The organism is Burkholderia sp. 572 (assembly GCF_040545135.1).
GTDB classification, from domain to species: domain Bacteria; phylum Pseudomonadota; class Gammaproteobacteria; order Burkholderiales; family Burkholderiaceae; genus Burkholderia; species Burkholderia cepacia.
The window spans coordinates 177937-192469 of sequence record NZ_JBEPLH010000004.1; the positions used below are offsets into that span (position 1 = coordinate 177937).

The 14533-nt window shown below is 65.4% G+C and carries 11 protein-coding genes; 1 reads left to right on the top strand and 10 read right to left on the bottom strand.

Annotated elements, in window-relative coordinates; all coding sequences use genetic code 11:
* Positions 1-75: 75 nt before the first annotated feature.
* The 10 genes from ABIC51_RS09315 to ABIC51_RS09360 form a co-directional block, all read right to left on the bottom strand.
* Positions 76-1755, bottom strand: coding sequence for a SpoVR family protein (locus ABIC51_RS09315; protein WP_027787471.1), 1680 nt, complete (start codon positions 1753-1755; stop codon positions 76-78).
* Entirely contained in the window at positions 1752-3020 is a 1269-nt protein-coding gene (locus ABIC51_RS09320; RefSeq protein ID WP_021163180.1) for a YeaH/YhbH family protein, read from the bottom strand. The genes ABIC51_RS09315 and ABIC51_RS09320 overlap by 4 nt, the downstream gene beginning before the upstream one ends.
* A 125-nt stretch (positions 3021-3145) precedes the next feature.
* A complete protein-coding gene (locus ABIC51_RS09325; RefSeq protein WP_021163181.1) occupies positions 3146-5068 on the bottom strand; it encodes a PrkA family serine protein kinase in 1923 nt (640 codons plus the stop codon).
* A 551-nt stretch (positions 5069-5619) separates the two neighbouring features.
* Complete coding sequence (locus ABIC51_RS09330; protein WP_175899853.1) at positions 5620-7383, bottom strand: methyl-accepting chemotaxis protein; 1764 nt, start codon at positions 7381-7383, stop codon at positions 5620-5622.
* 278 nt (positions 7384-7661) lie between these two features.
* On the bottom strand, positions 7662-8591 hold the full coding sequence (gene rbsK, locus ABIC51_RS09335) for a ribokinase (RefSeq protein WP_021157020.1): 930 nt from the start codon (positions 8589-8591) through the stop codon (positions 7662-7664).
* Positions 8588-9619 (bottom strand): LacI family DNA-binding transcriptional regulator, encoded by a 1032-nt coding sequence (locus ABIC51_RS09340; protein WP_027787474.1) that lies wholly within the window; start codon positions 9617-9619, stop codon positions 8588-8590. The genes rbsK and ABIC51_RS09340 overlap by 4 nt, the downstream gene beginning before the upstream one ends.
* A 35-nt stretch (positions 9620-9654) precedes the next feature.
* Positions 9655-10674, bottom strand: a complete 1020-nt coding sequence (locus tag ABIC51_RS09345; protein ID WP_027787475.1) for an ABC transporter permease — start codon at positions 10672-10674, stop codon at positions 9655-9657.
* The gene (locus ABIC51_RS09350; protein WP_146254049.1) at positions 10671-12284 is read right to left on the bottom strand and encodes a sugar ABC transporter ATP-binding protein; all 1614 of its coding nucleotides are present in this window, start codon (positions 12282-12284) and stop codon (positions 10671-10673) included. The genes ABIC51_RS09345 and ABIC51_RS09350 overlap by 4 nt, the downstream gene beginning before the upstream one ends.
* A 145-nt stretch (positions 12285-12429) precedes the next feature.
* Complete coding sequence (locus ABIC51_RS09355) at positions 12430-13380, bottom strand: sugar ABC transporter substrate-binding protein (RefSeq protein WP_027787477.1); 951 nt, start codon at positions 13378-13380, stop codon at positions 12430-12432.
* A gap of 277 nt (positions 13381-13657) precedes the next feature.
* Positions 13658-14044 carry a DUF805 domain-containing protein gene (locus ABIC51_RS09360; protein WP_049098223.1) on the bottom strand — a complete coding sequence of 129 codons (387 nt, stop codon included), beginning with the start codon at positions 14042-14044 and terminating at the stop codon, positions 13658-13660.
* A 39-nt stretch (positions 14045-14083) separates the two neighbouring features.
* On the opposite strand from ABIC51_RS09360, the gene ABIC51_RS09365 reads away from it, so the two are divergent.
* Positions 14084-14515, top strand: a complete 432-nt coding sequence (locus ABIC51_RS09365) for a hypothetical protein (RefSeq protein WP_175899856.1) — start codon at positions 14084-14086, stop codon at positions 14513-14515.
* Positions 14516-14533 lie beyond the last annotated feature (18 nt).

Here is a 14533-nt window from a genome sequence, read left to right on the forward strand (position 1 = left end):
TCCCGCCATGCGTTCGTCATATGAAAACGCCAGCCCGCAGGCTGGCGCTCGGTGCAAACTTCCCGCAGGCGATGTTCAGATCCGCACCTCCGGCGGCACGTAGCGGCACTCGTAGCGCTTGCGCACGGTACCGGCCTCGTCGACGCTTTCCAGAAACACGTCGAATTGCCAGAGCCGCGCCATGTGCTTGAGCACTTCGTCGCTGTCGTTCGACAGGTGACGGTTGTCGGTCATGAAGTGGCGCAGCGTGAGGCTGCGGTCGCCGCGCGTGTTCACCGCCCACACCTGGATGTTCGGTTCGCGGTGATGGATGTCGTACTGCCTCGACAGTGCCTGTCGCACATACTGGTAGCCCGAATCGTCGTGGATCGCCGACACCTCGAGCGAATCGCGCATGTCGTCGTCGAGCACCGAAAAGAGCCGCATGTCGCGGATCAGGCTCGGCGACAGGTACTGCGCGATGAAGCTCTCGTCCTTGAAGTTGCGCATCGCGTAGTGCATCGCCGGCAGCCACGGAGTGCCCGCGATCTCGGGAAACCACTTGTAGTCTTCCTCCGTCGGCGCTTCGCAGATCCGCCGGATGTCGCTCATCATCGAAAAGCCGAGCGCGTACGGGTTGATCCCGCTGTAGTACGGCTTCGTGACGGGCGGCTGGTAGACCACGTTGCTGTGCGAATGCAGGAACTCCATCATGAAGCTGTCTTCCAGCTTCCCCTGGTTGTACAGCGTATTCAGCAGCGTGTAGTGCCAGAACGTCGCCCAGCCTTCGTTCATCACCTGCGTCTGCCGTTGCGGGTAGAAATACTGGCCGATCTTGCGCACGATGCGGATCACTTCCCGCTCCCACGGTTCGAGCAGCGGCGCATTCTTTTCCGCGAAATACAGCAGGTTCTCCTGCGGCTCGGGCGGATAGCGGTCTTCCTGCTCCTCCATCAGCTCGGGCTTCTTGCCCGGCAGCGTGCGCCACAGTTCGTTCACCTGCGACTGCAGGTACGCCTCGCGCTCGCGCCGCAGCGCGGCCTCCTTCGACAGCGAAGGCTTCTGCGGCCGCTTGTAGCGGTCGACGCCGTAGTTCATCAGCGCATGGCACGAATCGAGCAGTTCCTCGACACGATCGAGACCGTAGCGCTCCTCGCATTCCGCGACGTAGTTCTTCGCATACACGAGATAGTCGATGATCGCGTGCGCGTCGGTCCACAGCCGGAACAGGTAGTTGCCCTTGAAGAACGAGTTGTGCCCGTACGCCGCGTGCGCGATGACGAGCGCCTGCATCGTCATCGTGTTCTCTTCCATCAGGTACGCGATGCACGGGTTCGAGTTGATGACGATTTCGTACGCGAGGCCCATCTGGCCGCGGCGGTAGCTCTTCTCGGTCGACAGGAAGTGCTTGCCGAACGACCAGTGACGGTAGTTGACGGGCATCCCGACCGACGCATACGCGTCCATCATCTGCTCGGCGCTGATCAGTTCGAGCTGGATCGGGTAGATGTCGAGCTCGTATTGTTCGGCGACCTGCGAGATGTGCGTGTCGTATTCCTCGAGCAATTCGAACGTCCAGTCGGACGGGCACGGCAGCGGCTTGCGTTCGGCAACGTTCATACGCGCTTCCTTTTGCCCTGGGCCGGGCAAATCGGCGGCCGGCGGCGGCGGTTCGGCCTGCCCGCGTTGCTGCGGTGCGGCAGGGCCGGCCGTGTCGTCGCCGGAAGGGCGCGGCGCATAGCCGCGCGACTCGTTGTGCAGATGGCGGGTCGTCATGACATTTCCACCTGCTTTTCGAACAATTCGCGAAACACCGGGTAAATGTCGGCAGCCGATTCCACTTTTTTCATCGCGAGATGCGGCTGAGACAGGGCCAGTTGCGCGTATTCCAGCCACAGGTTCTGCTCTTCCGGCGCGACCTGGATATACGCGAAGTAACGCACCTTCGTGAGGATATCCTCTTCCAGGATTTTGCGACACTTGGGCGAATCGTCAGTCCAGTTGTCGCCGTCGGACGCCTGCGCGCCGTAGATGTTCCACTCCGTCGGCGAGTAGCGCTCGTTCATCACCTTGCGCATCAGCTCGAGCGCACTCGACACCACCGTGCCGCCGCTCTCGGTCGAATGGAAGAAGGTGTCCTCGTCGACTTCCTCGGCACGCGTGTGGTGGCGGATGAACACCACCTCGATGCGCTCGTAGTTACGCTTGAGGAACAGGTAAAGCAGGATGAAGAAGCGCTTCGACAGATCCTTGCGCTGCTCGTCCATCGAGCCCGACACGTCCATCAGGCAGAACATCACGGCCTGGCTCGAGGGTTGCGGCTGCTTCACGCGGTTGATGTAGCGCAGGTCGAACGGATCGATGAACGGAATCCGCCAGATGCGCCCCTTCAGGTGATGGATCTCGGCCTCGAGCACCGCGATCTCCGCGCGCCGGTCTTCCGGGTCGCTCTTCATCGCCTCGAGCTGCGCCTCCAGCTCTCGCAGTTCGTTGACGAGCGGCGAGCCGAGCGCGATGCGACGCCCGAGTGCGCTGCGCAGCGAACGCACGACGTCGATGTTGTTCGGCGTGCCTTCCGCCGACCATCCCGCGCGCACGTTCTTCCAGCTCGGCACCGTCAGCAGGTGCGTCTTCACGAGGCGAGGCAGTTCGAGATCGTCGAAGAAGTACTGCATAAACTCGTCGCGCGACAACTCGAACACGAAGTCGTCCTGCCCTTCGCCCTCGTTGCTCGCCTGACTGCCTCCGCCGCCCGAGCCGCCCTGCGGGCGCGGGATCTTGTCGCCGCGCACGTAGTCCTCGTTGCCGGGGTGCACGTATTCACGACGCCCGCCAGGCGCGTGCCGGAAATTCGGCTCCGCGATGTCCTTGCGCGGGATCGTGATGCTCTGCGTGCTCTGGATATCCTTGATGCTACGGTCGCGCACCGCGTCGGACACGGCACGACGAATGTAGTTCTTGACGCGACGCAGAAAGCGTTCGCGGTTGGCGATACTCTTGTTCTTGCCGGCCAGCCTGCGGTCGATGATTTGATGAAGCACTCCCGGTCTCCCGCTCGAAAGTCGATCTGCCGGGGCACTCGCCGCGCATGCCGTCTGCCGTCATGCGGGCGGCGCCTCTGAAAGCGCCCGTACGGTCTCGCCGTACGGGCGCGGTACCGCGCGCGTCATGATGACTTGCGCACGCGCAGGTACCAGTCGCAAAGCAGCCTCACCTGCTTCGGCGTATAGCCCTTCGCGACCATCCGGTTCACAAAGTCCTCATGCTTGCGCTGCTCCTCCGCCGAACCCTTCGCGTTGAACGAAATCACCGGCAACAGTTCCTCGGTATTCGAGAACATCTTCTTCTCGATCACGACGCGCAACTTCTCGTAGCTCGTCCACACGGGGTTCTTGCCGGCGTTCGCCGCCCGTGCACGCAACACGAAGTTCACGATCTCGTTGCGGTAATCCTTCGGATTACTGATGCCGGCCGGCTTCTCGATCTTCTCCAGCTCCGCGTTGAGCGCGGCGCGGTCGAAGCTCTCGCCCGTATCGTGATCGCGGAATTCCTGGTCCTGGATCCAGAAGTCCGCATACGTGACGTAGCGGTCGAAGATGTTCTGGCCGTACTCCGAATACGACTCGAGGTAGGCCGTCTGGATCTCCTTGCCGATGAAATCCGCGTAGCGCGACGCCAGTACGTCCTTCACGAAGGACAGATACTTCTGCTCGGTTTCCGGCGGGAACTGCTCGCGTTCGATCTGCTGCTCGAGCACGTACATCAGGTGCACGGGGTTGGCCGCGACCTCGCTCGAATCGAAGTTGAACACGCGCGACAGGATCTTGAACGCGAAGCGTGTCGACACGCCCGTCATCCCTTCGTCCACGCCCGCGTAGTCGCGGTATTCCTGGTACGACTTCGCCTTTGGATCGGTATCCTTGAGGTTTTCGCCGTCGTACACCTGCATCTTCGAGAACAGGCTCGAATTCTCCGGCTCGTGCAGGCGCGACAGCACCGAGAACTGCGACATCATCTTCAGCGTGCCCGGTGCGCAGACGGCCTCGGCCAGCGACGAGTTGCGGATCAGCTTCTCGTAGATCTTGGTCTCTTCCGATACGCGCAGGCAGTACGGCACCTTCACGACGAAGATCCGGTCGAGCAGTGCCTCGTTGTTGCGGTTGTTGCGGAACGCCTTCCATTCCGACTCGTTCGAGTGCGCGAGGATGATCCCGTCGAACGGAATCGCGCCGAAGCCCTCGGTGCCCTTGAAGTTGCCTTCCTGCGTGGCGGTGAGCAACGGGTGCAACACCTTGATCGGCGCCTTGAACATTTCGACGAACTCGAGCAGGCCCTGGTTCGCCAGGCACAGGCCACCGGAGTAGCTGTACGCGTCGGCGTCGTCCTGCGCGTACTGTTCGAGCTTGCGGATATCGACCTTGCCGACCAGCGACGAGATGTCCTGGTTGTTCTCGTCACCGGGCTCCGTCTTCGCGATCCCGATCTGCCGCAGGATCGACGGATAACGACGCACCACGCGGAACTGGCGGATGTCGCCGTTGTATTCGTGCAGGCGCTTGACGGCCCACGGACTCAGAATGTTTTTCAGGTAGCGGCGCGGAATGCCGTACTGTTCCTCGAGGATCGGGCCGTCTTCGTCGTAGTCGAACAGCCCGAGCGGCGATTCGTTGACGGGCGAACCCTTCAGCGAATAGAACGGCACGCGCTCCATCAGTTGCTTCAGACGCTCGGCGATCGACGACTTGCCGCCGCCCACCGGGCCAAGCAGATAGAGGATCTGCTTCTTCTCTTCGAGCCCTTGCGCAGCGTGACGGAAATATGCGACCACCTGCTCGATCACTTCCTCCATTCCGTAGAACTCACGGAACGCGGGATAGACCTTGATGACCTTGTTCGCGAAGATCCGCGACAGGCGCGGATCGTTGCGGGTATCGATGTGTTCAGGTTCCCCGATTGCTGCCAGCATGCGTTCACCAGCCGTCGCGTACGCGGATGGATCGTTCTTGCAGAGCGCGAGATACTCCTCCAGCGAGAGCTCTTCCTCTCGCGTTTTTTCGAAGCGGTTCGCGAAGCTGCTGTAAATATCCATGCTACCTCCCTCGCCTGAGTCTGAAGACGTGCCTGCCTTCGTACGACTGCGCAGAAGCAAGCGCGTTCGAATTCATCCTAAACCCTTTCTTATTTTTTTTCACGAACTCTTCGTATGAAGTTCGTCATTCTCGACAACACCGCTTGGACAACGCATTTCGTCGTTTTACAATCGATCTCCCGAGCCGCAGAAACTGCATCCGTCGCGTCTCGTCGAACAACGGAACGTCTTGTGCGTTGGACACATCCGACGTCGTCACTTCCCCCTTCATCCCTATACGTTCGAGCAGCCGTTTGCGACGACACGTTGCGCGCGCCGTTACAAATTTTTTTCGCAGCGCCCTTACGGAGATACCCGTACGACGGATGCGGGAACTTCACTCGCACCTGTGCGCAACTTCCGTCGATGCAGATCGCTCGATGCACGCAACCCTGCACGATCGTCGTTCATGTACGTCGACTGTCACATTTCTCCGCCGCAGAAACAACGACGCCCGCATGTTGCGGGCGTCGTTCGCTACCAAATGGGGATAGATGCGCGGCACGCGCGAATCAGAAGGTTTCCCAGTCGTCCGTGCCACCGGTAGCGGCCGCCTGCGCGGGCGCAGCGGCGGCCGCGACGGGCTTGCGCACCGGTGCCGCCGCAGCCGCGCGTTTCGGCGGGGCATCGCGATCGTCGCGCGCAGCAGCGACAGGCGCGGCAACCGCCGCGGAAGGCGCACGCGGCGCGTGACGCACCGCAACCGGTGCCGCGGCACCCGGCCGCGACGTGTCGTCGGCGAGCTGGAATACCGCTGCCGTTTCACGCAGGCGCCCGGCCTGTTCGTCGAGCGACTGCGCGGCGGCCGCGGCTTCCTCGACGAGCGCCGCGTTCTGCTGCGTGACCTCGTCCATCTGCGCGACCGCGCGCGCCACCTGGTCGATCCCGCCGCTCTGCTCCTCGGATGCCGCCGCGATCTCGCCCATGATGTCCGTCACGCGCTGCACCGCGCCGATCACGTCGCTCATCGTGCGCCCTGCCTCGTCGACCAGCGTGGAACCCGACCGGATGCGCTCCACCGACGCGTCGATCAGCACCTTGATCTCCTTGGCCGCGGCCGACGAACGCTGGGCCAGGCTGCGCACCTCGCCCGCGACGACCGCGAAACCGCGGCCTTCCTCGCCGGCCCGCGCGGCTTCCACCGCTGCATTCAGCGCAAGAATGTTGGTCTGGAACGCGATTCCCTCGATGATCGCGATGATGTCCGCGATCTTCGCCGAGCTGTCGTTGATCTCGCCCATCGTGCCGACCACCTGGCCGACCACCGTATTGCCCTTGTTTGCAATCTCCGACGCATTCGCGGCCAGCGAACTCGCTTGGCGTGCATTGTCTGCGTTCTGCTTCACGGTGCCGGTCAGCTGCTCCATGCTCGACGCGGTTTCCTGCAGCGCCGCGGCCTGCTCCTCGGTGCGCGACGACAGGTCGATGTTGCCGGCCGCAATCTGGCGCGCCGCGGTCGCGATCGACTCGCTGCCGCCGCGCACGGTGCGCACCGTCTCGACGAGCCCGCGCTGCATCTTGCCGAGGCCCTCGAGAAGCTGGCCCATCTCGTCACGCCGGTCCACGACGATCGGCCGGCGCAGGTCGCCGGCGGCAATCGCGTCGAAATGCGCGAGCGCGTCGGCAATCGGGCGGCCGATCGCGCGGCTCAGCGTCAGCCACGACACCACCGCGGCAGCGAAGCCGGCCACCAGCGCGACGATCGCCAGCACACGCAGCGTCTCGTACACCGATTCCGCATGATCGAAGTTGGCTTGCGCGTCACTGAACTGGTAGTTGCGCAACGCCTCGCTCGCCGTCGAGAGGTCGGTGTAGCGCGCCTGGAGCTGCTTGGCGCCGTCGCCGATGCGGTCGGCCTGATTCGCCCCGAGCACGCTCGCGAACGCGTCGCACTCGTGCTGCAACGCCTGCCGCTTCGCGGCGACGTCCTGTGCGATGCGATCCTCCTCCGGGCCGCGCGGCAACGCGAGATACTTTTGCCACCAGGTGTCCGACTGCGCGCGCATCCCGCGGCTTCGCTCGATGGCAGCCGCCGCATCGGGCGTACCGGCCAGGAGCGCCGCCCGGTCGAGGGCTAGGCGTTCGCGCGCCGAATAGATCTCGGCAAGCGAGACATCGACCGCGCTTGGCATCTGATTCTTGAAGATCTCGCGCGTCGTGCCGTTCGCGCGCGTCATTCCATACACGCCGAGCCCACCGATCACACCGAGGAGCACCGCCAGAAACGCCATCGTGAAACCGATGCGCGCACGAATCGTCAGGTTTTTGAACGCCATCATCCTTCCTGTGTTGCGTCGTGATGGACGGGACGGACCCGTCGCTTCGAAGCATTGCTTCACCTGATGCATTTACGACCATGCATCGCACAACTTGATGGCGTTTCCGCTATTTTTTCGAATTATTCGTCTGTTTATTACAAATAGCTGAACGAAAATGCGTGCATCGCCGTGCACTAGAGCGCACATCGATGGAAGGCCCTCCGTCGCCGGCGCGCATCGCGGATACGCGGCCGGCCGTCGTTTGCGACGAACCGGCTGCGATGCGTGATCAGGCCCTATCCGGCCAGTTCGGCAAGCGTGGGAATCGACGGTTGCGCGCCCGCCCGCGTGACCGACAGTGCCGCCGCGCGTTGCGCGAAACGGATCGCGGTGTCGACGTCCGCCCCGGCCGCGAGCCGCGCGGAAAAGCCGCCGATGAAGGTATCGCCGGCCGCCGTCGTGTCGACGGCCTGCACGGCCGGCGCCGGATAATGCCGCGCGGCGCCGTCGGCCGTCAGCGCAAGCACGCCGCGCGCCCCCAGCGTGACCAGCACGTTGCGCGCGCCGCCAGCCTGCAGCGCGCGGGCGGCGGCTTCCGCCTCCGCCGGGTCGCGCACCGGCAGCGCGGTCAACGCGGCCGCCTCGACCTCGTTCGGGATCAGGTAATCGACGAGCGGCAGCCAGCCGTCCGGCAGCGGCGCGACGGCCGGGGCCGGATTGAGCACCACCGTGCGGCCGAGCCGACGTCCGGCCGACAGCGCCGCGAACACCGCATCCGGCGGCGTCTCGAGCTGACAGATCACGACGTCGGCCGACGCCAGCGCGGCCTCGTGCCGCGCGACCGTATCGGTCGTGACCTCGCCATTGCCGCCCGCGACGATCACGATCGCGTTCTGGCTCGCATCGTCGACGACGATCAGCGCGACGCCGGTCGACGCCGACGCGCTCGTCGCGAGCCCCGCGCAGTCGATCCCCTCGGCTTCGAGGCCCGCACGCAGTGCCGCGCCGTGCGCATCCGCGCCGACGCAGCCGATCATCGCGACCTGCGCGCCGAGCCGCGCGGCAGCGACGGCCTGGTTGCCGCCCTTGCCGCCCGCCGCCTGCGCGAACGCATGACCGGCGAGCGTTTCACCGGGCAGCGGCAGGCGCGGCGCACGCACGACGAGATCCATGTTGAGACTGCCGACCACCGTTACGCGGCCGGCGCCCGCTGCGGGCGCCGTCATGCGCGACCGCCGGAAGCCGGCGGCTCGCGGTAGATCGCCGTCGATTCACGCAGCACGAGACGCGGCGACACGACGCGACGGCGGCTCGGCACGGCCGACGAGCCGCCGCCGATCCGCTCGATCAGGGTCTGCGCCGCCATTTCGCCGAGCGCGCGCACCGACTGGCCGACCGTCGACAGCGCCGGATAGGTGTAGCGGGAGAATTCGATGTCGTCGAATCCGATGATCGAACAGTCGTCGGGCACGCGCATGCCGCGCTCGGCCGCCGCACGCAGCGCGCCGACGCCCATCAGGTCGTTGCCCGCGAAGATCGCGCTCGGCCGCACCGATTCGAACAGCCGCGACGCCGCGTGATAACCGCCGAGGCACGAGAAGTCGCTTTCCGCGATCGCGCCCGGCACGATGTCGACACCGCGCTCGGCCATCGCACGGATGAAACCGTGCACGCGCATCGCGCTGACCGCCGTGTCGGTCGGCCCCGTGATGCAGCCGATCTTCGCGTGCCCGAGCTCGAGCAGGTGGCGCGTCGCCAGGTACGCGCCGCGCTCGTGGTCGATCTGCACGAGGTCGGCCGCGAGCCCCTCGATGTTGCGATCGACGACGACGAGCGGCGCATGGATGTCCGCAAGCGTCTGCGCGAGCACCGCATCCTCGCCCGCCGACGCGACGATCAGCCCGTCGATGCGCTTTTCCTGCAGCACGCGCAGGTAGTTGCGCTGCTTCACGGGATCGTCGTCCGAGTTGCAGAAGAACACGCAATAGCCATTGGCCGCGCACTGATCCTCGATGCCGCGCGCAAGTTCCGCGAAATACGGATTCGTGCTGTTCGGCACGACGAGGCCGATGGTCGCCGTCGCACGCGCCTTCAGCGAGCGCGCCACGGCCGACGGCACGTAATTCAGCTCGCGGATTGCGCCCTCGACCTTCGCACGCACATCCGCAGACACCGGCCGCGAGTTGTTCACCACGTGCGAGACGGTCGTAAACGACACGCCCGCCATGGCTGCCACATCCTTGATCGTCGCCATTTCCCGTTTCTCTCTGGTCTGTTCTGTCTGTCTTTCTACCGCACGCGCGTGCGCCGGCTGCGATACGTATCGAGCACGACTGCCACCACGATCACCGCGCCGGTGATGATCCGTTTCGTCGGCTCGTTCGCGCCGATCTGCGCCAGCCCCGCGGCCAGCACCGAGATGATCAACACGCCGAAGAACGTGCTGATCACCGAGCCGCGCCCGCCCATCAGGCTCGTGCCGCCGATCACGACGGCCGCGATCACCTGCAGTTCGAGGCCGACGCCCGCGTTCGGGTCGGCCGCCTCGAGCCGCGAAATCTGGAACAGCGACGCGAGCCCCGCGAGCGCGCCCATCAGCGCGAATACGAGAATTTTATACGGCCTCGGGTTAACCCCGGCAAGTCGGACGGCTTCTTCGTTCGTGCCGATCCCGACGAGATAGCGTCCGAACACGGTGCGCGTCAGCACGAACTGGGCCGCGATCATCACCGCGACCGCGATCAGGAACGCCGGCGAGATGCCGAGCGCGATCGGGTTCGACAGGAAATCGAACGCGTCGCCGATATAGGCGGTGCGCGAATTCGTCAGCTGGTACGCGAGGCCGCGTGCGGCCTCCAGCACGCCGAGCGACACGATGAACGACGGAATCCGCCAGCCGACCGTGACCGCGCCCGTCAGCGCGCCCGTGACGGTCGCGACCGCGATGCCGATCAGCGCGGCCGGCAGCGGCCCCCACTGCCATTTCAGCGCGGCGACGCTGACCATCGACGCGGCGAGCGCGAGCACCGAGCCGACCGACAGGTCGATCCCGGCGATGATCAGCACGAAGGTCATCCCGACCGACATCACGACGAGATCGGGAATCTGGTTCGCGATCGTGCTGAACGTATCGTAGGTCAGGAAATGCGAGCTCAGCGTCGAAAACAGCACGATCATCGCGGCAAGCGCGCCGGCGAGCCCGAGATAGTTCGACAGGCCGAGCCGCGTGCCGGACAGCGTGCGCGCGCGGCGCCCCGTCACGTCCTGCTGCGCGCCTGCGTCGGTCGGGGATACGGGAGGCTGGGTCATTGCTGTCGTCCTGTCGTCGAAGTGCCCGGAGCGGCGCCTTGCGCCTGCCCCGCGTCCGGATGCCGTGCGCCGTCCGGCGGCGTCTCGCGGCCGAAGCCGGCGAACGCCGCGGCCAGCAGTGCATCCTGGGTCCAGTTGCCGCGCTCGAACACGGCGGTCACGCGCCCGGCCGACATCACGCCGATCCGGTCGCAGATCAGCATCAGCTCACGCAGGTCGCTCGACACGACGACGAGCGCGCGGCCTTCGCGCGCGAGCGCGCCCATCAAAGTGTAGATCTCGAACTTCGCGCCGACGTCGATCCCGCGCGTCGGCTCGTCGAACAGCAGCACGCCCATGTCGCGCGCGAGCCAGCGGCCGATCACGACCTTCTGCTGATTACCGCCCGACAGCTCGCCGACCGCCTGCGCCGCACCGTGCGTGCGGATTCGCAGCGCGTCGATCTGCTGCTCGGCGAGCGCCGTTTCACGCGCGCTGTCGACGATGCCGCCGCGCGCCAGCCGGTCGAGCTGGCCGAGCGACACGTTCGCGGTGATCGACTGCGTGAGCAGCAACCCTTCGCCCTTGCGATCCTCGGTGATCAGCGCGATGCCGTGCTTCACCGCCTCCACGGGCGAGCCGATCCGCACCGGCTTCGGCGGCTGGCCGATCGCGATCGTTCCCGCATCCGGCGCATCCGCGCCGTAGATCAGCCGCAGCAGTTCGGTACGTCCCGCGCCGATCAGCCCCGAGATCCCGAAGATCTCGCCCGCGCGCACCTCGAGCGACACGTCGCGCACCGCCGTCCCGCGGGCGAGGCCCGACACGACGAGCCGCGGTGCGCCGATACGGCGCTCGCCGAGATCGATGTGCTCGCCGATCTCGCGCCCGACCATCAGCGTGACGAGCCCGTCGGACGTCGTCGCCGCCATGTCGCCCGCATGGACGAGCCGGCCGTCGCGCAGTACCGCGACCCGCTCGGCGACACGCGCGAGCTCCTCGAGCCGATGCGAGATGTAGATGATCGCGACCCCGCGTGCCTTCAGCCGGTCGATCTGCTCGAACAGCAGCTCGACTTCACGCGCGGTCAGCATCGCGGTCGGTTCGTCGAGAATCAGCACGCGGCAGTCGCCGATCAGGTTGCGCGCGATCTCGACCATCTGCTGATGGCCGATGCCGAGCGCGCCCACCGGCGTATCGGGATCGACCGTGTCAAGCCCGACCTGGGCCATCGCGGCCCGCGCGTCGTCGCGCAACCGCGCACGATCGATGATCCCGAAGCGCCGCGGCAGGCGGTTCAGGAACAGGTTTTCGGCGACCGTCAGGGTCGGCAGCAGGTTCAGCTCCTGCATCACCATGCGCACGCCGAGCGCCTCGGCCTGCGTCCGGCTCGCCGGCGCATAGGGCTGGCCGCCCAGCTGCATCGTGCCGGCGGTCGGCTCGACGAGCCCGCCGATGATCTTCGACAGCGTGCTCTTGCCGGCGCCGTTCTCGCCCGTCAACGCAAGCGCGTGGCCCGCGTCGAGCGTCAGCGTGACCTCGGCGAGCACGGGTTCGGCATAGGTCTTGCCGATGCCGGATACGGACAGCACGGGAGCGGCTGCGCGGGAGGGTTGGGAAGTCGGGTCCATCGCGATCCTGATTGCGGCCGCGCGCACGCGGCGCGCGGGTATGACGCTCACAAGTGCATGTGCATGCAGTGGCCGTGATCGCGCTCACCCCTGATAACGGCCGCCGCGCCCGATTCTTGAGGGCGGCGGCCGTATCGGGGTTGCGTCACTTCGTCACGAGATCCACCGGCGTCTCGACCACGCCCGACATGTCGGCCTGCTTGCGATGCTCGGAGATCGCCTTGAGCGCCGTGTCGATGCCGAACACGGCCTGCTTCGCCGCGTACTGATCGGCCGTCGCGAGCACGCGGCCGTCCTTCAGCATCGGCTTGATCGCGTTGATGTTGTCGTAGCCGACCACGAACACCTTGCCCTGCTTGCCGGCCGCGCGCACGGCCGACACGGCGCCGATCGCCATGTTGTCGTTGCCGCACAGCAGCGCCTTCAGGTTCGGGTATTCGTTGAGCATCGCGGCCGCGACCGCATTGCCCTTGTCGATCTCCCATTCACCGGACTGCACCGATACGACCTTCATCCCGCCCGCCTTCATCGCATCCTCGAAGCCGGCCGTGCGCTGCTGCGCATTGGTCGTCGTCGACACGCCCTCGACGATGCCGACCTGGTCGCCCGCCTTCAGCCGCTTCGCGAGGTAATCGCCGATCTTGCGCGCGCCCTTGCGGTTGTCCGGGCCGACGAACGGTACGTTCAGGTTCTTCGATTTGAGCACGTCGGGATCGAGCCGGTTGTCGATGTTCACGACGATGATGCCGGCGTCGACCGCCTTCTTCACGACCGGCACGAGCGCCTTCGAATCGGCCGGCGCGAGCACGATCGCGTCGACCTTCGACACGATCATCTGCTCGACGATGCGGATCTGGTTCGCGGTGTCGGTCTCGTCCTTGATGCCGTTGGTGATCAGGTCGAACTGGTTCGCGTTGTGCTTCTGGTATTCCTTCGCGCCCGTTTCCATCGTCAGGAAGAACTCGTTGGCGAGCGACTTCATCACGAGCGCGACCTTCGGCTTGGCCGATGATTGCGCATGGACGGCCGGTGCGGCGGCAACCGCGACGGCGGCGAGCGCGGCGGTCAGGAAGCGACGGCGAAAGAGGACATTCATACACATCTCCTGGCGACCGGCCCCAAGGACCGGACTATTGTTTGACTGTTGTTTTAATGTGAGCAAACGTTTGCGCCACACTACCCAGGCAATGGCCATCGATGCTGCTGTCGGTACCACGGAATGGAAGCGAGGCAGACGGCCGACTGCCTGACGCGTGCTGTTGTTTACGCGCCGCCGCCGGCGGGAAGCCGGCGGAGTGAAGGCTATGCTGTACCGATTCGCGTCGGCGCGCAACCTGTCTGATCAATATTTAAGGGTTTATTCGGAGCGCGTGTCACGCCGGATCCCGCGGCGCCGGCTCGTCTTCATCGGCTGACGGCGGCTCGCCGAAGCGGTTCGCATGCGGCGTGCCGGCGATGAAGCCGTTCATCACGAACAACGCGAGCGCGCCGACGATCGGCACGAACACCAACAGCATCCACCATCCCGACTTGTCGATGTCGTGCAGCCGCTTCACACCGACCGCAATCGACGACCACGCCGCGACGACGGCGACCACGATGAGCACCAGCATCGCCAGCAACGGCAGATCGTCATCCGGCGAGCGGTGCGAATCCGCATCGAAAAACACGCTGAGCAACGCGGAAACCAGTGCGTAGATCCACCACGGCAGGCGTCCGATCCGGCCTTCGAAGGAAAAGAGAAACCATTTCAGGTTCATTGTTTACCTCGTCGTCACGCGTGTTGCGTGCTGTGCGCCATGCTGCCGAATGTGTCCGAACGGGCAATCCGCGTGCGTTGTGTTGCGAATGCGAACGGGCTGTCGGCCATGTGCCCCACGCTTCGTTCCGGCGTCGCGCAGGGTGTCGTTGAAGCGGGCCGGCCAGTCGGGATGGTGCCGGAGAGTCGCGGCAACACCCGTCAGCCGGTATTCACGCGCATTGAATCACAGACAAGGAGAAACGGGGCGGCCGGTATGCAGGATGGCAAGGCCCGATGCGAGGCGCTCGAACGTGCCGTCTTGATTTCTCGCTGGCAGGCGAGCGCATGTCGTGCGCCGGGTGCGGGGATGAATCGGCGGGAAACCGCAATTGCGGCCGGTGATTCGGTGAGTCTGGGTCGAACAACCAGGCGGCGGCAGATCGCCTGCCGCCGCCTGATGCATGACGGGACGTCGCGCCATCCGCGGTGATCGCGCGGACGGCGCAGG